The organism is Stenotrophomonas maltophilia, from assembly GCF_004920835.1.
GTDB lineage: Bacteria > Pseudomonadota > Gammaproteobacteria > Xanthomonadales > Xanthomonadaceae > Stenotrophomonas > Stenotrophomonas maltophilia_AQ.
Map to the genome: position 1 here is coordinate 18,105 of NZ_QFHO01000014.1, position 21,525 is coordinate 39,629.

Genomic DNA, 21,525 nt, shown 5'->3' on the forward strand with positions numbered 1-21,525 from the left:
TCCCCGTATAATCGCCCCTACGTTTATCGAGTCGATCCACTTTGAGCAACCAGACCCAGCCCCAGACCATCAAGGTCGATCTGCCCAGCCCGCCGCCGTCCGTGCCGGAACTGCTGGCCAGCGTCCGCCAAGCCACTGAAGACCTGAAGGCCAAGGACCCGGTCGAGATCGACGTGCGTGGCCGCTCCAGCGTCGCCGACTACATGGTGGTCGTGTCGGGTACGTCGACCCGCCACGTCAAGTCGATTGCCGATGAAGTCGTGCGTTTTGCCAAGAAGATCGATGTCATGCCGTTGGGCGTGGAAGGCGAGCGCGAGGCCGAGTGGGTGCTGGTGGACCTGGGCGACGTGATCGTCCACGTGATGCTGCCGCGCGTGCGTGAGTTCTATGCACTCGAGCGCTTGTGGACCGTCGGCGACCAGCCGCCGTCCCGCGACGACGACGAAGTGGCCTGAGCCACACGTTGATGCATCCCTTCGACGGCGCCGATGGCGCCGTCGACGTTTTGGAGGACCGTTGATGAAAGCCCGACTGATTGCTACCGGCGAGCGCGCACCCAGCTGGGTCGCGCAGGGCTTCGCCGAGTACCAGAAGCGTCTTTCGCACTGGCTGCCCTTCGAGCTGGTGGAAATCGAGCCGGGCCTGCGTGGCAAGGGCCGTGACCCGCGCCGCGCCACCGAAGATGAAGGCAAGCGGGTGATCGCTGCGCTGCCGAAGAATGCCTACGTGGTGGCGCTGGATGTACCGGGTCGCCAGCTCAGTTCCGAGCAGCTTGCACAGCGCCTGGAACATTGGCGCGGGCAGGGTAGGGATCTCGCGTTCCTGATCGGTGGGCCGGAAGGACATTCGCCGGAAGTCTCGGCGCTGGCTGATGAGAAGTGGTCGATCGGCCCGCTGACGCTGCCGCACATGCTGGTGCGTCTGGTGGTGGCCGAACAGCTGTATCGCGCTGCGGCGATGTTGGCAAATCACCCCTACCATCGCGCGTGAAGAGTGGTTATACTAGTCGTCTGCCCGAATAGCTCAGCCGGTTAGAGCACTTGACTGTTAATCAGGGGGTCGTTGGTTCGAGTCCAACTTCGGGCGCCACCTTGAGAAACCTGCATCGCGAGATGCAGGTTTTTTTTGCGTCGATTGTCCGGCCCTACAATCCTTCTTCATCCATAGGGAAGTCGGATATGCGTGCGTCTGTCATTGCCATTGCAGTGCTGCTTGTACTGTCGCCCTGCGCGGCGATGGCGGTAACGCCAACCTGGCAGCCACCACCGGGCAGCACCGAGATGCCGCTGTGGCCAGCGGGCAAGGTAACGGCGCCACCGAAACTGAAAGGGCCCGAAGAGATCAGGGATACCATCTCGAAGGCCAGCGGCGAACGCTGGGCGATGCTGCAGAACGTGGCCGTGCCGACGCTGACCGTGTTTCCCGCCAAGGGTGGTGGCAACGGAACGGCGGTGATGGTGGTGCCCGGCGGAGGCTACCGCGTGTTGGCGATGGATCTGGAAGGCAGCGAGATCTGCGACTGGTTGACCGGCCAGGGCATCACCTGCGCGCTGCTGAAATACCGTGTGCCGGCATCGGGGCCGAACTGGGATAGTGACTGCAACTGCCGAGACATTCCAGCGGTGCCGATGGCGCTGCAGGATGCACAGCGTGCGATGGGCCTGCTGCGTGCGCAGGCCGGACGCTGGAAGATCGATCCGAAGCGGGTGGGGGTCATCGGCTTTTCCGCTGGTGGCCACGTGGTGGCTGGACTGAGCACGCATGGCGCGCGCAGCTACGTTGCGATCGATGCCGTAGATGCGCAGCCGAGCCGCCCGGATTTCGCCATGGTGATGTACTCCGGGCATCTGTGGACCGGTGCGAAGCACGGGCTGTCGCTGGCCGGCGACATTACGGTGGATGATGCGGTGCCGCCGACCTTTATCGTGCAGGCCACCGATGACCCGACCGATGACGTGCGCGAATCACTGACCTATTACCGTGCGCTGGTCGGCGCGGGCGTGCCGGTGGAAATGCATCTGTTCGCGCGTGGCGGCCATGCCTTCGGCCTGCGTGTGAAGGACGCGCCGGTGGCGGAGTGGCCGCATCTGGCCGAACGCTGGATGCGCGATATCGGGATGCTGCCCAGGGTCTTGTAGAGTCAAACCCATGTTCGGCCGCTCTGCTTCGTAGCGTCGAGCTTGCTCGACTGCTGCGGAAAACCAGTCGAGCAAGCTCGACTCTACCCAGGTGCAGCCTAGCCATGCTCGGCTTTACAGTGTCAGTGCTCCTCGCCAGAACGCCACCAGCGTGGCGATCGCTACGATCAGGATCGCACCGAACAGCACCCACTCCCAACGCGTGAATACCTGTTCGCCGCGTTGGCGCCGGGTCAGCGCGAACAACACTACGCCCGGTACGTATAGCAGCACCGACAGCAGCAGGTTGTCCAGGCCGCCTGCATACACCAGCCACAGTGCATACGCGCTGGCCAGCAGCGCAACCGCGAAATCGCGCCAGCGCACACCCGGTTCACCTGCGTAGGCGTGACCGCGCCAGGCCAGCTGCACACCGAACGCGGTGGACAGGAAGTAGGGCACCAGGCTCATCGATGCGGCCAGCAGCACCAGTCCGGTGTAGCTGCCGGAATTGACCAGCACCAACAGCAGGAACAACTGGATCAGCCCGTTGCTCAACCACAGTGCATTGGCCGGCACGCCACGCGCGTTCTCACGGCCAAGGAAGGCGGGCATGGTGCCGTCACCCGCGGCGGCATAGAGCACTTCGGCGCACAGCAGCACCCAGGCCAGCAGCGCACCCAGCACGGAAATAATCGAGCCGACGATGATCACCGTCGCGCCCCATTCGCCGACGATGGCGCGCAGCACATAGGCCATCGACGGATTGGGCAGGCCTGCCAGTTCGGCCTGTGACAGCACGCCCATCGACAGCAGGCTGACCAGCACCAGCAGCAGCCACACACCCACGAAGCCGATCACCGTAGCGCGGCCGACATCGGCGCGGCGGGCGGCACGACGTGAGTAGATGCTGGCACCTTCGATGCCTATGAATACCCACACGGTGACCAGCATCATGCCGCGCAGCTGCTGGCCGAGATCGCCCAGTGCAGGCGTGCCGAGGAAATCGGCGCGGAACACGTCCATGCGGAACGCGCCAGCGGCCAGGATCAGGAACAGCGCGATCGGCAGCAGCTTGGCGACGGTCACCAGGCCGTTGACGATGGCTGCGGTGCGCAGGCCGCGCAACACCAGCAGGTGTACGGTCCATAGCAACAGCGACGAGGCCGCCACGGCGGCGGGCGTGTTGCCCTCGCCGAAGACCGGCATGAAGTGGCCGAGACCACTGAAGATCAGCACGAAGAAGCTGGCGTTGCCCAGTACCGAGGCGACCCAGTAACCCCACGCAGCAGAGAAGCCGATGTAATTGCCGAAGCCCTCGCGCGCGTAGGCGTAGATGCCGGTATCGAGATCAGGCCGGCGGTTGGCCAGCGCTTGGAACACGAAGGCCAGCATCAGCATGCCCGCGCCGCTCAGGGCCCAGCCGATCAGCGCGGCGGCCGGGCCGGCGCTGCGCGCCACGTTCTGCGGCAATGAAAAGATGCCTGCGCCGACCATCGAGCCGACCACCAGTGCAGTCAACGCGGGCAGGCCCAGGCGCTGCGATGTCGCGGTCATGGAGATCCCCTGCGGCGATGATGCCGCGTGCACACGGTAGCCATGTGCTTGTGAACATGCCTGCAAGGGGCAGAACGACGAAGGCCCGGGCAGATGCCCGGGCCTTCGAATTTGCTGTGTTGACGGATGGTGTCTGTATTACTTGAAGGTGTACTTGGCACCGACGGTGAAGTAACGGCCCAGCGCACCAGAGAAGTGCATCGGGTTGTAATTCACACCGCCATATGTGGTCGGATCGAGAGGAGCAATGCGGTCGAATACGTTGGCCACGGAGGCGTTGAGTTCGAAGGCGTCGGTGATGTTCCAGCGCCCCGACAGGTCGAACGTAGTGAAGGAGGAGATCTTCGTCACCGGCGTGCCGTCTGCATAGAACGCCTGATACGTGCCGCCGCGCTTATCGGTGTTGTCCATCTTGCCGATGTAGTTGGCAACGCCGCTGACGCTCCACGGTCCCTGCCGCCAGGTGGTGCCGAAGTTGATCTTGTCCTTCGGCGTGCCGATGCAGTTGGTGACGTCGCAGTTGCCGTGGGTGCCGGCATAGTCGACGGTCTCAGTGCCTTCGGTTCGCTCGAACTTCAGGATGTGGCTCCACTGCAGATCCATCTCCAGCTGGCCCGGGCCGATGTCGAAGGTCTGGCGGATGTCGGTATCGATGCCGCGAACACGTGAAGAGTTGGCATTCACGTAGGCCGTGTTGACTGCGAGGATATTGCCGCTGTTGGCAACGCCGCCGATGTTGTTGATGTCACGCACCACGTTGCCGGCCCGGATCGCTGCCGTCGTGCTGCCCTGGGCGATTTCGTTGGTGCGCTTGATCTGCCAGGCATCGACGGTCAACGAGGTCGAGGACGTCGGCTGCAGCACGATGCCCACCGAGTAACTCTTGGATTCCTCCGGCTTCAGATCCTTGTTCGGGCGGGTGATGATCGCCACCGTGCGGGCGGTACATTCGTCGGAGTCGATGGCGCAACGAACCGGGTCGGATGCGTTCGAGAAAGCAGCCAGGCCACCGTCACCGTTTTCGGCAGGGTTCGGTGCGCGGAAGCCTTCAGCATAGCTGGCACGCAGTGCGATCCAATCGGCAGGAGTCCACTTCACGCCGAGCTTCGGCGTGGCCTTGCCTTCACCGCTTTCGTACTTGTCGTATCGCAGGGCACCGGACAGTTCCAGCTGTTCCAGCACAGGTGCGGACAGTTCGACGTAACCGGCATACACGTTCTGGGTGCCATCGTAGGCCGAGTAACCCAGGCCGATGATGTCACCCGTGTCGGTGTAGGTCTGCGGGGTCAGGCTGTTGCTGGTCTTGCGCCATTCTGTGCCGATTGCCAGGCCCAGTGGACCACCCTTCAGGTCCATCAGGCTGCGCGACACGGTGAAGTCGAACATGTCCAGGCCGGATTTCGCACGGGCGCTGATGGTTGGTGAGATGTAGTCGTACAACGCCTGCGAATTCAGATTGGCATTGTCGCCGATGCGCCACACGCCACCTGCGCAGTTCGGATTGCCCAGTGCGCACTGCACGGCGCTGTAGCGCAGGAAACCAGTGCGCTTGTTGACCAGGTCGGTCGCCGAATGCAGGTAGGCGGTGTCGTAGCTCCAGTCACCCCAGTTGCCCTTGACACCCACCAGGAAACGGTTGAACTCGTTGGTGTTGTTGGTCACGCGCGGACCGACATCCCAAGCCGAATAGCGCAGCCTCGAGGCCTGGCCGGGAATCGGGTTGTCAGGATGGTTCGGGCCGAGCACGGTGGCTTTGGAGCCACTGTTCGCGGTGACGACGCCGCCCGGATAGCCCCAGGTACCCGCAGCGCCTGACGGGGTGTTGCTGAAGATCGTTTCCTTCTTCGAGTAGCCGATCTCCGTGTAGATCTCGCCGCCTTCGCCGAAAGCGAAGCTGGCACGGCCGAACACGTTGATGTACTTCTCTTCGGGAGTCAGGTCGCGATACTGCTGCGCCGGATCCCACAGGCAGCCTTGCGCCTGCGCGCTTGCATCCGTCTGGCCCGGAATGGTGGTGAGGTTCGCACAGCCCGGCAGCGCAACCAGGAAGGCAGGATTGTCCTTGGTTACATTGCGGTCGTCGAAGACCGAACCATTGGGGCCGACGCCGCCTGCCGTGCCCTTGGACAGATACGCGCCGCCCAGGAACTGCGAATCGGCTGCGTCGTAGCCCCACGGACGTGTGTCGCCGGTGCCGATCCACTTGCGGTTCTTTCGATCGCTGATCTTGATCGCATCGGTCTTGCCGACGTCCAGGCTGAAGAACGCGTTCCAGCCATCGCTGGCCAAGTCACCGGTGCCAGCAGTCAGGGTCGCCTTCTTGGAATCTCCATCGCTGTCGCCGGACAGGCCATAGGACGCACGCAGGATGGCGCCTTGGAAGTCACTGCGCAGGATGATGTTGACCACGCCGGCGATGGCGTCGGAGCCATAGATCGCCGAGGCGCCGTCCTTCAGAACTTCCACGCGTTCAACGGCATCGAGCGGAATGGTGCTCAGATCGGTGAACACTTTCTGACCATCGTCGGCCAGGCCGTAGGTGGCCATTCGGCGTCCGTTCAACAGGACGAGCGTGGAACCCGCACCCAGGCCGCGCAGCGAGATGCCGGCGCCACCACCTGCGAATCCGTTGCCGAAGGTCTTGGGAATGGAACCCGCGCCGTCTGCGGTGATGGTCTGCAGATACTCGGCAAGGGTGGTCTTGCCGGTACGGTCGATTTCCTGGCGGGTCACCACCTGCACAGGGGACGGTGTTTCAGTGTTGGTACGCGGAATGTTCGAACCGGTGACCGTGATCCGGTCCAGGTTGGTGGCCTTTTCCTGCGCGAAGGCGGAGGTGGAAGCCACGGCGCCAACCAGCAGCAGGGTGCCGCCGGTAAGGATATGGGTGATGGACGATGCCAGGGTGCAGCGGCGGCGGCTGGCGGGCCGTTGGATCGGGTGTTTCACAGCTTCTCTCCTAACTGGAAAACCTTAGCGTTGAGGGCTGTCTCCGGAAGGTTCCGGGACGGACCAATCTAGGTTTCCGACAGGTGACGAAGTCGTGAATTTTTGCTTAATTGATAACAGTTGATCCTGTTCCGTCCGTACCCGCCCGGACGGAAGGGCCGGCCCGGCAGATAGCCGGGCCGGCGATCACGTCAGTCCGGCAGCGAGAACTGTACCGGCACCATGCCGATGGCCGGCACGGCCACGCCATCACGCTGGGCCGGCTCGAAGCGCCAGTGCCTGAGCACTTGCTGGCGAGCGGCCTGGTCCAGGCTGCGCGAGCCGCTGCTGCGCTCGATGCTGACTGCCACCGGCTGGCCGCTGCGGTCGACCTCCACCCGCAGCAGCACCGTGCCCTGCTCGTGGTTGCGCAGCGCCGGGGCCGGGTAGGTCGGCGGCGGGGCGCTGCGGTACTGCAGCTGGGCACCGGCCAGCGGTGTGGAGCTGTCGATGCTCGCTGCCACCTGCACCGGCGCAGGCTCGGCAGCAGGCAGGATGATGCCCTGTGCCTCCTCGGCAGTGGCGGTGGGAGCGGGCAATGGCGTGGGCACGGTCTGCTGCCGTGGCTCGGCCTTGACCTGTACCTGTTCCGGGTTGGTGGGCGGCTTGGGCGGCTCCGGTGGTCTGGGCTGTTCCTTCGGGATCAGCCGCACCGTGGTGTTGTCGCGGGGCAGTGCGGTGACGGCGTGGTAGGTCGCCGGGATCAGCAACATCAGCAGCGCGATCAGATGCAGGGCGATGGCCGCGCTCCAGGCGGCAACGCGGGCGGGGTCGAAGTGCGGGGATGCAACGGGATACGTACGAACCATGGTCCACCTCCATGCCAGTGACGAAGTCCTCAACGCACCAGGGCCGATCACGGGGTTGCCGCACGCGGCTGGCAGTGCATCAGTAGCGCGGCGCGGCGGCTACTGCCTAGAGGCAGGGGGGCGATCGTTGGGCTGGCCTTCAGCCAGTGCCGGCCGCGGGCATGAAAAAAGGCGGATCCCCTGCGGGATCCGCCTTTGTCGGCAATGACGAACTGGATCAGCGACCCAGTTCGAACACCACATCCAGGTTGACCGAGACGGTCGACTCGCCCGGCGCGACCGGGGTGGCCTTGTCCATCGCTGCGCCGGCCGACATTGCCCGCATCATCGGCATCGGGCGATAGCCGCCGCCGGCATTCTCGGAAATGCTGACGATGCGACGGACCTGCAGGCCCAGCGACTTCGCATAGGTCTGGGCGCGGGCCTGGGCTTTCTTCAGTGCGGCCAGGCGGGCTTCGTCATAGACCGGTTCCGGCTGGTCGATCTCGAAGCTGGGGCCATTGATCTGGTTGGCGCCCTGCGCCGCCAGTGCGTCCAGTACCTTGCCGAGCTTGGCGATGTCACGCACCTTCAGGCTGACCGTGTTGCTGGCCTGGTAGCCGGTGATCTTCGGTGCTTCGTTGTCGGCATAGCGGTACTGCGGGTTGAGGCTGACGCCGCTGGTCTGCACGTCACGCTCGGCAATGCCGGCAGCCTTGATCGCGGCCAGCACCTTGTCCATCTGCTGGGCGTTCTGGCGCATCGCGCTGTTGCCATCGGCGGCCTGGGTGACTACGCCGGCCGACAAGGTGGCCACGTCCGGCACGCGGGTGGCTTCGGCGTTGGACGAGATGTTCAGCAGGGTGCCTTCGGCCGGGGCGGCGATCGACGGCGACGACGGGGCAGCATGGGCGGTCATCGAGGTTCCAAGGGCGAGGGACAGGGCGAGCAGCAGCGGGGTGGCGGTCAGGCGCATGGGATCTCCTTGTTGTGGGGTGAGGGTGGTGTCGTAGCGATGAACGCGTTGTGAGCCTGTTCGGGGTTGGAAGCGTTCCGCGAGGGGTTGCCGACGATTCAGGTGGCGGCCTCAGGTTATGCTGTGCCGATGCTCTATCTTGCTTCCCGCTCCCCCCGACGCAACCAGCTGCTGGCCCGACTCGGACGCCCCTTCCAGGCCCTGGACCTGGAGGTCGTCGAGCAGCGCGCGCCCGCTGAAAGCGCCGAACAGTATGTCTGCCGGGTCGCTGCCGACAAGGCACGTGCCGGCCTGGCCCGGGTGCTGGCCGATGACCCGCAGGCGCGGGTGCTCGGCTCGGACACCGAAGTGGTGCTGGACGGCGAGGTGTTCGGCAAGCCGGCCGATGCTGGCGACGCGCGGGCGATGCTGGCGCGGCTGGCCGGGCGTACCCATCAGGTGATGACCGCGGTGGTGGTGGTCGGCGCGGAAGGACTGGACAGCGAGCTGGTCGTTTCCGAGGTGACCTTTGCGCCGATCGACAGCGCCGACATCGCCGCCTACGTGGCCACCGGCGAGCCGCTGGACAAGGCCGGCGCCTACGCCATCCAGGGCGGTGCCGAGCGCTGGATCGAACATCTTTCCGGCAGCTACTCCGGTGTCATGGGGCTGCCACTGCTGCATACCGATCGTCTGCTGGCGCGCTGCGGCGTGCCGGCCACAACTGCTGATGCCGCCAGGGAGGCTGCCGATGTCTGAGGAAATCCTGGTCAATGTGACCCCGCGCGAGACGCGCGTCGCGGTGATCGAGAACGGCATGCTGCAGGAACTGCACATCGAGCGCGGTTGGCGCCGGGGTGTGGTCGGCAACATCTACAAGGGCAAGGTGCAGCGGGTCATGCCGGGCATGCAGGCGGCCTTCGTCGAGGTCGGGCTGGAGCGCGCCGCGTTCCTGCACGCCAACGACGTGGTGCGGCCGGCGCCGGTGGCCAGTGCCGATACCGAGAACACCACGCTTCCACCCCCGTCCAGCGTGCCGATCGTCGAACTGCTGCGCGACGGCCAGGACATCGTGGTGCAGGTGGTGAAGGACCCGATCGGGACCAAGGGCGCACGCCTGACCACGCAGATCAGCATTCCCTCGCGCTACATGGTGCTGCTGCCGCAGTCCAAGGTGGTGGGGGTGTCCGCGCGCATCGAGGATGAAACCGAGCGCGCGCGGCTGAAGGCGCTGGTGACCGAATTGTCAGCCCAGCACGGCGGCTACGGCTACATCGTGCGTACCAATGCCGAGGGCCAGCCGGCCGAGGCCATCGCCGAGGACGTCGCCTACCTGTCGCGGGTCTGGAACGTGGTCGAACGTCGTGGCCGCGAGGCGGCCTCGTGCAGCAACATCTATGAAGACCTGAGCCTGCCGCTGCGTTCGGTGCGCGACCTCATCCGCAAGGACGTTGACAAGGTGAAGGTGGACTCCAAGGAGACCTTCGCCCAGTTGCAGGCCTTCGTGGCCAAGTACATGCCGGTGCTGGCCGAGAAGATCGAGCTGTACAGCGGCGATCGTCCGATCTTCGACATGTTCGGGGTGGAGGACGAGATCGGCCGCGCGCTGGACAAGCAGGTGCCGCTGAAGTCCGGTGGCTACCTGGTGATCGACCAGACCGAGGCGATGACCACCATCGACGTCAACACCGGCTCGTTCCTTGGCCAGCGCAACCTGGAAGAGACCGTGTTCCGTACCAACCTGGAGGCCGCGCAGGCGGTGGCCAGGCAGCTGCGGCTGCGCAACCTGGGCGGCATCATCATCATCGACTTCATCGACATGGACGATGCCGAACATCGCCGCCAGGTGCTGCGCACGCTGGAAAAGGCGCTGGCGCGCGACCATGCCAAGACCACGGTGTACGACTTCTCGCCGCTGGGCCTGGTGGAGATGACCCGCAAGCGCACGGTGGAAAGCCTGGAGCGGCAGCTGTCGGAAACCTGCCCGCAGTGCAGTGGCCGCGGCACCATCAAGACCACCGAAACGGTGACCTACGAGATCTTCCGCGAGATCACCCGAGCGGTGCGCCAGTTCGATGCCGCGCGCCTGCTGGTGATTGCCTCGACCAAGGTGGTGGCGCGCATCACCGACGAAGAGTCTTCAGCGGTGGCCGAGCTCGAGGAGTTCCTCGGCAAGAGCATCCGTTTCCAGGCGGACGAGCAGTACCTGCAGGAGCAGTACGATGTGGTTCTGCTCTGATCAACGCCGGCAACGCGCCGGCCGAGGCCGATGAGCGCGCCGCCGCGCCTGCGACTGCGAAGGATCCGCCGTCATTTCATTGCCGCCTGTGCGGTCGGCCTGGTCGGGCTTGCGCTGCTGGTGGGAACGCTCAGCCAGCTGCTGCCGCTGGCCGAGCGCCATCCTGAAAAGATTGCTGCGTGGCTGAGCGAGCGTGCCGGCCAGCCGGTCCGTTTCGATCAGTTGCAGACCGCCTGGACCCGGCGTGGTCCGCTGCTGCAGCTGAAGGGCCTGCGCATCGGTGCAGGGCAGGGCCTGGCTATCGGCGAGGCCGAAGTGCTGGTGTCGATGTACAGCGGCCTGCTGCCGGGCCGCTCGCTGACCGAGCTGCGCCTGCGCGGGCTGGCGCTGGACCTGCAGCAGGGCGAGGACGGGCGCTGGTCGGTACGCGGCCTGCCCCGATCCGACAGCGGTGGTGATCCATTGGACGCACTGCGCCGGTTGGGCGAGCTGCAGGTGATTGGTGGTCGTCTGGGCGTGCATGCGCCTGGCCTCGGCATCGACACTACGCTGCCACGCATCGATCTGCGCCTGCGCGTCAACGGCGAGCGTCTGCGGGTGGGCGTGCGGGCCTGGGCCCAGACCGATGCGCTGCCGCTGACCGCGGTACTGGACGTAGACCGCGCAGGCGGCAACGGTCAGGCCTGGCTGGGTGCCGACCCGGTCGATTTCCATGCCTGGTCGCCGCTGCTGGCGGCCGGCGGCATTCGCCTGCGCGAGGGCAAGGGCGAACTGAACCTGTGGCTGACCCTGCGTGATTTCGCACCGGTGGCGTTGACCACCGATTCGGACCTGCGCGACGTACGCATCGACGGCGCGCCGATGCCGGAGCTGGCTGCACCGCAGCTGCAGCTGCAGCGCCTGCAGGCACGCCTCCGCTGGCAACGCCAGGCCGACGGCTGGGCGCTGCAGGTCCCGCGCCTGCGCTTGAAGACGGAAGAGGGCGAGCAGCAGCTCGATGGCCTGCAGCTGCAGGTCGGCAAGCAGCTGCAGATGAGCTCCGGTGAAGTACAGGCCGGTACCGCGCTGCGCGCACTGGCGCTCAGCGACCGCCTTGACCCCGGCCTGCGCCGCTGGCTGTTCCTGTCCAAGCCGCAGCTGGACGTCGCAGAGCTGCAGCTGTCCGGCGAGCGCGATGGCCCGTTGTGGGCACAGGGCGAGCTGCAGTCGCTGGGCTTTGCCAGCGTCGGTCATTCGCCTGGCCTGCGTGGCCTTGGCGGACGCTTCGAGGGCGATGCCAATGGCTTCAGCCTGCAGCTGCAGCCGCAGCGCCAGTTGCAGTTCGACTGGCCGACCGGCTTTGGCGTGCGCCATGACCTGCATCTGGCCGGCCAGGTGGTGGGTTGGCGCGACGAGGGCGGTGGCTGGCGTATCGGCACTGCGGCGATGCGCGTGGAAGGCACCGACTACGCCGCTGACGTGCGTGGCGGGGTCTGGTTCCAGGGCGATGGCACCCGGCCGTGGCTGCAGTTGGCCGCGAAACTGGATGATGTGCCGATGATCGCGGCCAAGCGCTTCTGGATCCACTCCAGAATGAGCAAGGGCGCTACCGACTGGCTGGACATGGCGCTGGCCGGTGGCCAGGTGCGTGGCGGCATTGGTCTGGTCAGTGGTGACCTGGACGACTGGCCGTTCGACAACAATGACGGCCGCTTCGAAGCCACCGGCCACATCACCAACGGCGATATCCGCTTCCAGCACGACTGGCCGCTGATGAGCCAGGTCGACGCCGATATCGCCTTCATCGGGCCGGGCTTCGACATGCGTGGGCGCGGTGACCTGGCCGGTGTGGCCGTGCAGAAATTCGAAGCGGGCATTGCGGACTTCGGCCAGCAGCCGCTGTACGTGCGCGCCGACACCCAGAGCGAGGCAGGCAAGCTGCTGGCGATGCTGCGGCAGAGCCCGCTGCACAAGGATTATGGCGACACCCTGGACAACCTGACCGCGGCGGGCCCGGCGCATGTGACCTTCGACCTGCTGCAGCCCTTGCACCACGATGAAGGTGGCGGCCACCTGCAGGGCACGGTAGATCTGGCGGGGGTGAAGCTGGTCGACAAGCGTTTCCAGCTGACCTTCGACAACATGCAGGGGCAGGCGCGCTACGGCAACGGTGGTTTCGGCGCCGAGGAACTAGCGGTGCGCCATCTCGGCCAGGACGGTCGCCTGAGCCTGCGGGCCGGCGGCTATGTGCACGACAGCAAACTGGCCTTCGAATCGCAGCTGTCGGCCAACCTCGACGCTGGCGTGCTGATCGACCGCGCGCCGGAGATGGCCTGGCTCAAGCCCTACATCAGCGGTGTCTCGCCGTGGACCATCGCGGTCAACCTGCCGAAGGTCGCGCCTGGTGCACCGGCCCCGCCGAGCGAACTGCGGCTGAGCTCGGATCTGGTCGGCACCCGTCTTGACCTGCCGGCACCGCTGGACAAGCCCGCCGGCGAGCCGCTGGCGACCACGGTGGCTGCGCAGTTGCCGATGGGCGCCGGCCGTATCGACGTGGCCTTCGGCCAGCGTCTGGCCCTGGCCGCGCGCAGCCACAACAACCGCACCGGCGTGCAGGTCACCCTGGGCAGCGACCATGTTGACCGGGAGCCGCCGCCCAGTGGGCTGACCGTCAACGGCCGCAGCCCGACCCTGGATGCGCTGGAGTGGATCAGCCTGGCCCGTGGGGGTGGCGACGATGATGCGATGCCGCTGCGTGCGGTGGATGTGCAGGTCGGCAAGCTGATGCTGATCGGCGGCGTCTTCGAACAGACCCGGCTGCAGCTGCAGCCCGGCCCGCAGGCACTGGACGTGCGCCTGGATGGACCTACGTTGGCCGGCCGTTTGACGGTACCCAACGCCGAGGGCGGCACCATCAGTGGCCAGCTCGACCGAGTGCACTGGCAGTCGCTGCCGCCGTCCCCCGGGGCTGCCGCGCCGGCGCGGGTGCAGGCCGGTGCCAATGACATGGACCCGGCCAAGCTGCCGCCGTTCGCGCTGGACATCGCCGACCTCAAGTTCGGCAAGGTCGTGCTCGGCCAGACGGTGCTGCGCACGCGGCCGCTGGGCAATGGCCTGAACGTGGATGAGCTGCGCTTCCGCGCGCCGGACCAGGAGATCGACATCAGCGGCCGTTGGCTGGGCCGCAGTGGTGGTGCGCGTACCGAACTGACCGCGCAGGTGCGCAGCGAAGACCTCGGTGGACTCATGCAGAACCTCGACTACGGCGGCCAGCTGCGCGGAGGCTCGGGCCGGGCGCAGTTGCAGGCGTCATGGAGCGGCGGTCCGTCGGACTTCCAGCTGGGCAACCTGCAGGGCACCCTCGATCTGCATGCACGCAACGGCCAGCTGCTGGAGCTGGAGCCGGGTGCCGGCCGCGTGCTGGGACTGCTCAGCGTCACCCAGCTGCCGCGGCGCCTGATGTTCGACTTCCGCGACTTCTTCTCCAAAGGCTTCGCGTTCAACCAGATCGACGGCAGCATGCAGTTCGGCCAGGGCATGGCACGTACCGACAAGGTGTTGATCGAGGGCCCGGCGGCGAACATCACCATCCGCGGCCAGGCCGACCTGCGCAACCAGCAGTTCGACCAGACCATCGACGTCAACCCGCGTGCCGGCAACCTGCTGACCGTGGTCGGTGCGGTGGCCGGCGGGCCTGTGGGCGCTGCGCTCGGTGCCGCCACCAATGCGGTATTGTCCAAGCCACTGGGCGAAATCGGCGCCCGCACGTACAAGGTGACCGGTCCATGGAAGGAGCCGAAAGTGGAAGTGATCGAACGCAGCCGCGACAAGACTCCGCCGCCCGCGCCGAAGCCGGCGCCGGCCATTCCGCCGACCGTTACCGACCTGCCGCGCTCGCGCTGAGCGTGGCCCTCCTGTTCACGGGGCTTGCCTGAGCGCCCCCGCATCCCCAGATCGAGACCATGACTGATACCGCCCTGACGCTTGCCCAAGACCGCCTGTTGCGCCCCGGTGGCCTGGATACCGCTGGCCTGGAGCGCACCTTCGGCCAGTTGCTCGGCCCTGGTGTCGACTTCGGCGACCTCTATTTCCAGCACGCCCGCCGCGAGAGCTGGAGCGTGGAGGACGGCATCGTCAAGGACGGTGCCCATTCCATCGAGCAGGGCGTGGGCGTGCGCGCGATTGCCGGGGAGAAGACCGGCTTCGCCTACTCCGATGACATCCATGCCGACGCGCTGCTGGCGGCGGCGCAGTCGGCGCGTGCGATCTCGCGTGAAGGCGGTGCCCAGTCCGGGCGTTCGCTGCTGCGCGGCAACGCGCGCGCGCTGTACCCGACCCTGGACCCGATCGACAGCCTGGGCAACGAGGCCAAGGTCGAGGTGCTCAAGCGCCTGGATGGCTACCTGCGTGCCGCCGACCCGCGCGTAAAGCAGGTGATGGTCAGCCTGTCCGGCGGCGTGGACACCGTGCTGGTGGCCCGCACCGACGGCGTGCTGGGCGCCGACGTGCGCCCGCTTGTGCGCCTGAACGTGCAGGTGATCGTCGAGCAGAACGGCCGCCGTGAATCGGGCTATGCCGGCGGCGGTGGCCGCTATGGTTATGCCGAACTGTTCGCCGAGGGACGTCCGGAAGCGTTCGCCCGCGAGGCGCTGCGCCAGGCGCTGGTGAACCTGGACGCGGTGCCGGCGCCGGCCGGTGTCATGCCGGTGGTGCTCGGGCCGGGCTGGCCCGGCGTGCTGCTGCACGAAGCGGTCGGCCACGGCCTGGAAGGTGACTTCAACCGCAAGGGCACCAGCGTCTACGCCGGTCGCATCGGCGAGCGCGTGGCTGCCCCGGGCGTGACCATCGTCGACGACGGCACGCTGGACGGCCGCCGTGGCTCGTTGAACATCGACGATGAAGGCCACCCGACCCAGTGCACCACGCTGATCGAGGACGGCATCCTGGTTGGCTACATGCAGGACAGCCTCAATGCACGGCTGATGGGCATGGCGCCGACCGGCAACGGTCGCCGCGAATCATTCGCGCACCTGACCATGCCGCGCATGACCAATACCTACATGCGCGCCGGCCAGCACGATCCGCAGGAGATGATCCGGTCGGTGAAGAAGGGCCTGTATGCCGTCAACTTCGGTGGCGGCCAGGTCGACATCACCAGCGGCAAGTATGTGTTCTCGGCCACCGAGGCCTACCTGATCGAGGATGGCCGGATCACCGCGCCGGTGAAAGGCGCGACCCTGATCGGCAACGGCCCGGAAACCATGCAGAAGGTGCGCATGGTCGGTAACGACCTGGCCCTCGACGAAGGCGTGGGTATCTGTGGCAAGGACGGCCAGAGCGTACCGGTGGGCGTCGGCCAGCCGTCGTTGCTGATCGAAGGCATCACCGTCGGCGGTACCCAGGCCTGAACCGGGCGATGGCCAGCGCCACCGCCAGGCCCGGCGGGGACTCAGTCCTCGTCGCTGGCGTCGGCCGTGTCGTCGGCCTCGACCTCGTCGTCGCTGGCCTTCAGGCCCAGCGCGGCCGGCAGCATCAGCGTACGCAGCACCTGGAAGATCTCGCGGTAGGCGCGCGGCGGCTTGTTCTTGGCCTTTTCGGCCTGGGCGTTGCGTACCAGCGTGCGCAGCTGCTGGCGGTCGGCCTGCGGGTAGTCATCGAGCAGGGCGGCCAGCGCCTTGTCGCCCTCGGCAAGCAGGCGCTCGCGCCAGTCTTCGGCACGGTGCATCATCGCCACTTCGCGGCGGCCGGTCTCACTGTTGGCATCCAGCGCATCGCGGATCGCATCCAGGGTGGCATCTTCTTCGCGGCGCATGTGCTTGGCCAGGAACGCCAGCTGGCGCTTGTGGGCGATGTGGGCGGTGATCCGCTTGCACTCGGCGATGTGCGGCAGCAGGTCTTCCGGAACCGGCAGGCGCGCCAACTGGGCCGGGGTCAGCGACACCAGCTTCTCGCCCAGGGCCAGAACGTCGAGCGCGTCGCGCCGGTTCTGGCTGCGGCTCTTGTCGTGGAATTCACCGGTTTCTTCGTCGCGTCCGCGCATCGTCCATACCTGATTTCAAAAAAAGTCGCCCGGCGTGATGCCGGGCCCAACCTGTACAGGATAAAGCATTGAACGTGATCGCCCCTGAAGTCGCCGTCGGTGACGACAGCCCGGCCCGGCTGGAACGGCTGGCCGACCTCTCCCAGCAGCTGCTCGACCGTGCCCGCGCGCTGGGCGCCAGCCAGGCCGAGGTCAGCTGCAGCGAGGACCGTGGCCTGGAGGTCAATGTGCGCCTCGGGGACGTGGAGACCGTGCAGTCCACGCGTGACCGCGGCATCGCCGTCACCGTCTATTTCGGCCAGCGCAAGGGCAGTGCCAGCACCGGCGACCTGAACGAGGCCAGCCTGGCGGCCACCGTCGAGCAGGCCTGCGCGATTGCCCGGCATACCGAGGACGACCCGGCCGCCGGGCTGGCCGAGGCCGCGCTGATGGCCACCGATTTCCCGGATCTGGATGCCTGGCATCCGTGGGCGCTGCAGGCCGATGAGGCCGTGGACCTGGCCCTGGCCTGTGAAACCGCCGGCCGTGAGGCTGACGCGCAGATCCGCAATTCCGACGGTGCCTCGGTGTCGAGCATGCAGAGCCTGTCGGTGTACGCCAATTCGCATGGGTTCGTCGGCCGTGAGCGCGGCACCCACCATTCGATCGGATGTGCGCTGATCGCTGGCCAGGGTGATGGCATGCAGCGCGACGGCTGGTACACCGGAGCGCTGGCCCGTGAAGACCTGGAGGATGTGGGCCTGGTCGGCCGCCGTGCCGCCGAACGCACCGTTGCCCGCCTGCAGCCACGGTCGCTGTCCACCGGCAGCATGCCGGTGTTGTTCGCCCCGGAAGTGGCGCGCAGCCTGGTCGGCCATCTGCTCTCGGCCGTGTCCGGCGGTGCGCTGTACCGCCAGGCCAGCTTCCTGCTGGACAGCGTCGGCCAGCAGCTGTTCCCGGACTGGATGCAGATCGAGGAACTGCCGCACCTTCGCCGTGGCCTGCGCTCGGCTGCCTTTGACGGTGATGGCGTGGCTACCCGCGCCTCGGCCCTGGTCCGCGACGGTGTGCTGCAGCGTTATGTGCTGGGCAGCTACTCGGCGCGCAAGCTGGGCCTGCAGACCACCGCCAATGCCGGCGGCGTGCACAACCTGCAGCTGGCCGCCAACGCCGGTTCCCTGCAGGAGATTGCCCGGCAGATGGGCGACGGCCTGCTGGTGACCGAGCTGATGGGACAGGGCGTGAACGGGGTGACCGGCGACTACTCGCGGGGGGCTGGCGGCTTCCGTGTCGAGAACGGCGAGATCCAGTACCCGGTGGACGGCATCACCATCGCTGGCAACCTGCGCGAGATGTTCCGTTCGATCGAAGCGGTCGGCAGCGATGTCGACCCGCGCTCGCACATCCGCACCGGCTCGATCCTGTTGGGGCGGATGACCATCGCCGGTAATGATTGATAGCGTCGATGGCGTAAGCTATGCCCGCCTGACCCAACCAGCTTGGTGCTGGTGGGTCAAGACCACCCAATGAAAAGGAGTTTTGTCGTGAGCGAATTCGATAACGTCCCGCCGCCGCCGGTCACCACCGATGTGCCGGCCGACCAGCGCACCATGGCCCTGGCTGCCCACCTGCTGGGCATCTTCACCGGCTTCATCGGCGCGCTGATCATCTGGCTGATCAACAAGGACGATGCTGCCAAGTCGTTCGTCACCGACCAGGCCAAGGAAGCCCTGAACTTCCAGATCACCGTGACCATCGCCATGGTCATCAGCATCATCCTGATGATCGTGATCATCGGCGGCATCCTGGCCCCGATCGTCGGCATCATCAACCTGGTGTTCTGCATCATCGCAGCGGTCAAGGCCAACAACGGTGAAGCGTACCGCTACCCGTTCACCCTGCGCCTGATCAAGTAAGACCGGCTGCATGCTGAAACGAAAACGCCCGGCATTGCCGGGCGTTTTTGCTTGGCGGCAGCGCCGGGCCATGCCCGTCGAGCGCGCAGCGCGGCAGCATCACCGCCAGCGATCAGTGATCGCGTTCCACCGCCAGCGTCGCCAGCGCACGCAGCGCGTCGGCTTCCTCGCCATAGTCGGCCAAGGTGGCCTGCATGCGGGCCGCGAGTTCGCGCAGCTGGGCCTTCGCACCGTCCATGCCGAGCAGGGCGGGGAAGGTACTCTTGTCCTGCGCCTGGTCCTTGCCGGCGGTCTTGCCCAGCTGCTCGGAACTGGCTTCGACATCAAGGATGTCGTCACGCACCTGGAAAGCCAGGCCGAGCGCATCGGCGAAGCTGTCGAGCTGGGCGAGCTGTGGTTCGTGGGCCTGGCCGCACAGCGCGCCCATGCGCACCGCTGCACGGATCAGCGCGCCGGTCTTCAGTGCGTGCATGCGGGTCAGAGCCGCCAAGGTCTGCTGCTGGCCGGTAGCATCGATATCCAAGGCCTGGCCGCCGCACATACCGGAGGCACCGGAGGCATGCGCCAGGGTCTGCAGGCAGGCCACGCGCAGCGTTGCCGGCAGCGGTGCATCGGCCAGCAGACCAAAAGCACGAGTCTGCAGCGCATCGCCGGCGAGGATCGCGGTGGCTTCGTCGAAGGCGATGTGGGTGGTCGGCTTGCCGCGGCGCAGGGCGTCGTCGTCCATGGCCGGCAGGTCGTCATGCACCAGTGAATAAGCGTGGATCAGTTCGACCGCCATCGCCGCCGCGTCCAGGCTTTCCGTCTGCGCGCCGAACAGCTGGCCGCTGGCATACACCAGCAGCGGGCGCATGCGCTTGCCGCCGCCGAGCACCGAATAGCGCATGGCCTGGTGCAGGCGCTGTGGCGCCTCGGCCGGCGAGGGCAGGGCGGCGTCGAGCTGGCTTTCGATACGGTCGCGCCAGCGCGCGAACAATGCCTCAGCCGTCATGGCTGGGCGGGTCGAAAGGTTCGGCGGTTTCCGGCTGGGCCGGATCGCTGAGCAGGCGCACGCGCAGTTCAGCCTGCTCCAGCGCCTGCTGGCACTGGCGGTACAGACCGACGCCGCGTTCGTAAGCACTGAGCGACGCTTCCAGGCTCAGCTCGCCGATTTCCATCTGCTCCACCAGCTGCTCCAGCGATTCGAGCGACTGCTCGAACTGGGCGACCGGGGAGGCGTTTTCGGGGGACTTCTTGGCCATGCGGCAAGTGTGGACGGGCCGCGCGCGGGGGTCAATTCACCAGCCGCCCGGCCGCCACTGCAGCTGCGCGTCATGCGCCTGCAACCAGGCCTGCAGTGGTGCGGCGATGACTATGTCGGCGGCGGCCAGCAACTGCGCGCCATCAAAGATCAACGGCAGCTGCGCGCGACGCCACGGCGCAAGATGTTCGCGCTGCAGGCAGTCCTTCAACGCGTGCGAATGTTGGCGTCCGGGCAGCTGGATGCGCTCGCCACCCATGCGCGCGCGCACCTGCAGCGGGCGTTCGAAGGCAGCGATGCCCTGCAGGCGCAGCTGGCCACCGTCGGGCAGGGGCAGCGGCGCTCGCCCGTCCCATTCGGTCTGCCAGTCGTTCGGCAGCACGGGAAGCTGCGCGGGCAGCAGGTAGGCATGGTCGCGCCATTGCTGGATCGCGTGATCGTGCCAGCACGCGCGCGCCTGGCGGTCGTTGTCGGCCGGCAGCAGTTCGTCCAGTGCCTGCTGCAGCACCGTGGCCGGCAGCGGCGCGGCACCGTGGCCGACCACCCAGGCACGCAACACGCGGGCGGCGCGGCTCGGCGAGACCTGGCGCAGCAGCTGCAGCGACAGCACGCGCGGTGCCACTTCCAGATGCGTGATCAGTTCCGCGTCTTCTTCATCCAGCAGGTCCCGCGTCTGCCTGCAATGCAACGCGCTGCCCGCCAATGCGCTGGCCGCATGCGGCCAGCGCTGGCGCAGCAGCGGCAGCACCTGAAGGCGCAGGAAATTGCGATCGGCGTGGTCATCGCCATTGCTGGGGTCTTCGATCCAGCGCAGTGCGTGCTGGCGGGCATGGTCGAGCAGGGTGCTGCGGGGCACCTGCAGCAGTGGTCGCCATAGACGGTGACCGTCGAGCAGGCTGTCGGCGGACATCGCCGCAAGGCCGTCGACGCCGGAGCCACGCAAGGCGCGCAGCAGGAACGTTTCGGCCTGATCGTCCTGGTGCTGCGCCAGCGCCAGCGTTTCGCCCTCGCGCAGTTCGGCCGCGAACGCCGCCCGCCGTGCCTGCCGGGCCGCACCTTCGGGTCCCAGGCCTGTATCGCTTTCGACTTGCACGCGGTGTACGGCCAGTTCGATGCCCAATGCTATGCACTGCTGTTGGCAGTGCAGTACCCACTTGTCAGCTGCAGCTTGCAGGCCATGGTGGATGTGCACCGCGCGCAGCGGGGTACCGGAGGCCTGTGCACAGCGCCACAACCAGTGCAGCAGCACGGTCGAGTCGACACCGCCGCTGTAGCCCACCAGCACGGGCGCATCCAGCGGAACAAGGGCAGGGAATTCACTCACGTCGGCAAGTATAGGGTTGGTCGGCAGGGCTGCGCCCTGCACCCGCAGACGCGCAAGCAACGGCAACGGCCGAAGCAACAGCAGAAGCGGGTTTCCTGAGGGCAGGCGGGGTGGGTCCGGTTGCGGGGGGGCGCTGCAAGTACATCCATGTAAGCTCGGTCGCCGCATCCATGCGGCTCACGCCCCCGCAACCGGACCCACCCCGCCTTCGACAGTTTCCTGCGAGCTGTCCGGCATGTTGATGGGGTCAGATCCGTTTTCCGCAGGAAAACGGATCTGACCCCGGATTCAATTCGATATCTGACAGATCTGATCCACGCATGGCGTGGATCTACCGGCCGCCGGAAAACTGTCGAAGGCGGGGCACTGTGGGTTTGCGGGGTGTGAGCCGCATGGATGCGGC

The 21,525-nt window shown here is 66.6% G+C and carries 17 protein-coding genes and 1 tRNA gene; 10 read left to right on the forward strand and 8 right to left on the reverse strand.

All coding sequences use genetic code 11. From position 1 onward, the window contains the following. The first annotated feature begins 41 nt into the window (after window positions 1-41). The 4 genes from rsfS to DI041_RS11620 all read left to right on the forward strand — a co-directional run bounded on the left by rsfS (window position 42) and on the right by DI041_RS11620 (window position 2,138). On the forward strand, window positions 42-455 hold the full coding sequence (gene rsfS, locus DI041_RS11605) for a ribosome silencing factor (RefSeq protein ID WP_012511764.1): 414 nt from the start codon (window positions 42-44) through the stop codon (window positions 453-455). Window positions 456-519: 64 nt separating this feature from the next. After that, window positions 520-990, forward strand: coding sequence for a 23S rRNA (pseudouridine(1915)-N(3))-methyltransferase RlmH (gene rlmH / locus DI041_RS11610; protein ID WP_012511763.1), 471 nt, complete (start codon window positions 520-522; stop codon window positions 988-990). A gap of 22 nt (window positions 991-1,012) precedes the next feature. Further along, window positions 1,013-1,089, forward strand: a tRNA-Asn gene (locus tag DI041_RS11615). Between the two features lie 89 nt (window positions 1,090-1,178). Next, the gene (locus tag DI041_RS11620) at window positions 1,179-2,138 is read left to right on the forward strand and encodes an alpha/beta hydrolase (RefSeq protein WP_169050361.1); all 960 of its coding nucleotides are present in this window, start codon (window positions 1,179-1,181) and stop codon (window positions 2,136-2,138) included. A 114-nt stretch (window positions 2,139-2,252) separates the two neighbouring features. On the opposite strand, the gene DI041_RS11625 is transcribed toward DI041_RS11620, so the two are convergent. The 4 genes from DI041_RS11625 to DI041_RS11640 form a co-directional block, all read right to left on the reverse strand. Continuing rightward, entirely contained in the window at window positions 2,253-3,674 is a 1,422-nt protein-coding gene (locus DI041_RS11625) for a basic amino acid/polyamine antiporter (RefSeq protein WP_046983563.1), read from the reverse strand. A 138-nt stretch (window positions 3,675-3,812) separates the two neighbouring features. Further along, window positions 3,813-6,623 (reverse strand): TonB-dependent receptor, encoded by a 2,811-nt coding sequence (locus DI041_RS11630; protein WP_046983564.1) that lies wholly within the window; start codon window positions 6,621-6,623, stop codon window positions 3,813-3,815. A 191-nt stretch (window positions 6,624-6,814) separates the two neighbouring features. Then, window positions 6,815-7,471 carry an energy transducer TonB gene (locus DI041_RS11635; protein ID WP_046983565.1) on the reverse strand — a complete coding sequence of 219 codons (657 nt, stop codon included), beginning with the start codon at window positions 7,469-7,471 and terminating at the stop codon, window positions 6,815-6,817. A gap of 217 nt (window positions 7,472-7,688) precedes the next feature. After that, window positions 7,689-8,426, reverse strand: coding sequence for an SIMPL domain-containing protein (locus DI041_RS11640; protein ID WP_046983566.1), 738 nt, complete (start codon window positions 8,424-8,426; stop codon window positions 7,689-7,691). Window positions 8,427-8,555: 129 nt separating this feature from the next. Here DI041_RS11640 and DI041_RS11645 point away from each other — a divergent pair, with 129 nt between their 5' ends. From DI041_RS11645 to tldD, 4 genes are read left to right on the forward strand one after another with little or no spacing between them, the layout of a single operon-like run. Beyond that, the gene (locus DI041_RS11645) at window positions 8,556-9,164 is read left to right on the forward strand and encodes a Maf family nucleotide pyrophosphatase (RefSeq protein ID WP_046983567.1); all 609 of its coding nucleotides are present in this window, start codon (window positions 8,556-8,558) and stop codon (window positions 9,162-9,164) included. After that, window positions 9,157-10,644 (forward strand): ribonuclease G, encoded by a 1,488-nt coding sequence (gene rng, locus DI041_RS11650; protein WP_136639646.1) that lies wholly within the window; start codon window positions 9,157-9,159, stop codon window positions 10,642-10,644. The genes DI041_RS11645 and rng overlap by 8 nt, the downstream gene beginning before the upstream one ends. A gap of 30 nt (window positions 10,645-10,674) precedes the next feature. Next, window positions 10,675-14,526: a YhdP family protein gene (locus tag DI041_RS11655; RefSeq protein WP_136639647.1), complete on the forward strand. Its 3,852-nt coding sequence runs from the start codon at window positions 10,675-10,677 to the stop codon at window positions 14,524-14,526. A 59-nt stretch (window positions 14,527-14,585) separates the two neighbouring features. Further along, window positions 14,586-16,031, forward strand: coding sequence for a metalloprotease TldD (gene tldD / locus DI041_RS11660; protein WP_046983570.1), 1,446 nt, complete (start codon window positions 14,586-14,588; stop codon window positions 16,029-16,031). Between the two features lie 41 nt (window positions 16,032-16,072). On the opposite strand, the gene yjgA is transcribed toward tldD, so the two are convergent. Further along, window positions 16,073-16,663 (reverse strand): ribosome biogenesis factor YjgA, encoded by a 591-nt coding sequence (yjgA, locus tag DI041_RS11665; protein ID WP_012511756.1) that lies wholly within the window; start codon window positions 16,661-16,663, stop codon window positions 16,073-16,075. A 68-nt stretch (window positions 16,664-16,731) separates the two neighbouring features. On the opposite strand from yjgA, the gene pmbA reads away from it, so the two are divergent. Next, a complete protein-coding gene (gene pmbA / locus DI041_RS11670) occupies window positions 16,732-18,099 on the forward strand; it encodes a metalloprotease PmbA (protein WP_136639648.1) in 1,368 nt (455 codons plus the stop codon). Window positions 18,100-18,186: 87 nt separating this feature from the next. Next, entirely contained in the window at window positions 18,187-18,558 is a 372-nt protein-coding gene (locus tag DI041_RS11675) for a DUF4870 domain-containing protein (RefSeq protein ID WP_012511754.1), read from the forward strand. A gap of 112 nt (window positions 18,559-18,670) precedes the next feature. On the opposite strand, the gene DI041_RS11680 is transcribed toward DI041_RS11675, so the two are convergent. The 3 genes from DI041_RS11680 to tilS are packed head-to-tail and all read right to left on the reverse strand — an operon-like array spanning window position 18,671 to window position 21,122. Beyond that, the gene (locus DI041_RS11680; protein WP_136639649.1) at window positions 18,671-19,549 is read right to left on the reverse strand and encodes a polyprenyl synthetase family protein; all 879 of its coding nucleotides are present in this window, start codon (window positions 19,547-19,549) and stop codon (window positions 18,671-18,673) included. Next, window positions 19,539-19,799 (reverse strand): exodeoxyribonuclease VII small subunit, encoded by a 261-nt coding sequence (locus DI041_RS11685; protein ID WP_136639650.1) that lies wholly within the window; start codon window positions 19,797-19,799, stop codon window positions 19,539-19,541. Before DI041_RS11685 ends, DI041_RS11680 begins: the two co-directional genes overlap by 11 nt. Before the next feature lie 36 nt (window positions 19,800-19,835). Further along, window positions 19,836-21,122, reverse strand: coding sequence for a tRNA lysidine(34) synthetase TilS (tilS, locus tag DI041_RS11690; protein WP_211195218.1), 1,287 nt, complete (start codon window positions 21,120-21,122; stop codon window positions 19,836-19,838). Between the last annotated feature and the right edge of the window lie 403 nt (window positions 21,123-21,525).

Excerpts from the sequence above, each read along its gene's own strand:
- rlmH (WP_012511763.1), top strand. The coding sequence starts at position 520 with ATGAAAGCCCGACTGATTGCTACCGGCGAGCGCGCACCCAGCTGGGTC.
- DI041_RS11620 (WP_169050361.1), top strand. The coding sequence starts at position 1,179 with ATGCGTGCGTCTGTCATTGCCATTGCAGTGCTGCTTGTACTGTCGCCC.
- DI041_RS11625 (WP_046983563.1), bottom strand. The coding sequence starts at position 3,674 with ATGACCGCGACATCGCAGCGCCTGGGCCTGCCCGCGTTGACTGCACTG.
- DI041_RS11635 (WP_046983565.1), bottom strand. The coding sequence starts at position 7,471 with ATGGTTCGTACGTATCCCGTTGCATCCCCGCACTTCGACCCCGCCCGC.
- DI041_RS11640 (WP_046983566.1), bottom strand. The coding sequence starts at position 8,426 with ATGCGCCTGACCGCCACCCCGCTGCTGCTCGCCCTGTCCCTCGCCCTT.
- DI041_RS11645 (WP_046983567.1), top strand. The coding sequence starts at position 8,556 with ATGCTCTATCTTGCTTCCCGCTCCCCCCGACGCAACCAGCTGCTGGCC.
- rng (WP_136639646.1), top strand. The coding sequence starts at position 9,157 with ATGTCTGAGGAAATCCTGGTCAATGTGACCCCGCGCGAGACGCGCGTC.
- DI041_RS11655 (WP_136639647.1), top strand. The coding sequence starts at position 10,675 with ATGAGCGCGCCGCCGCGCCTGCGACTGCGAAGGATCCGCCGTCATTTC.
- tldD (WP_046983570.1), top strand. The coding sequence starts at position 14,586 with ATGACTGATACCGCCCTGACGCTTGCCCAAGACCGCCTGTTGCGCCCC.
- yjgA (WP_012511756.1), bottom strand. The coding sequence starts at position 16,663 with ATGCGCGGACGCGACGAAGAAACCGGTGAATTCCACGACAAGAGCCGC.
- DI041_RS11680 (WP_136639649.1), bottom strand. The coding sequence starts at position 19,549 with ATGACGGCTGAGGCATTGTTCGCGCGCTGGCGCGACCGTATCGAAAGC.
- DI041_RS11685 (WP_136639650.1), bottom strand. The coding sequence starts at position 19,799 with ATGGCCAAGAAGTCCCCCGAAAACGCCTCCCCGGTCGCCCAGTTCGAG.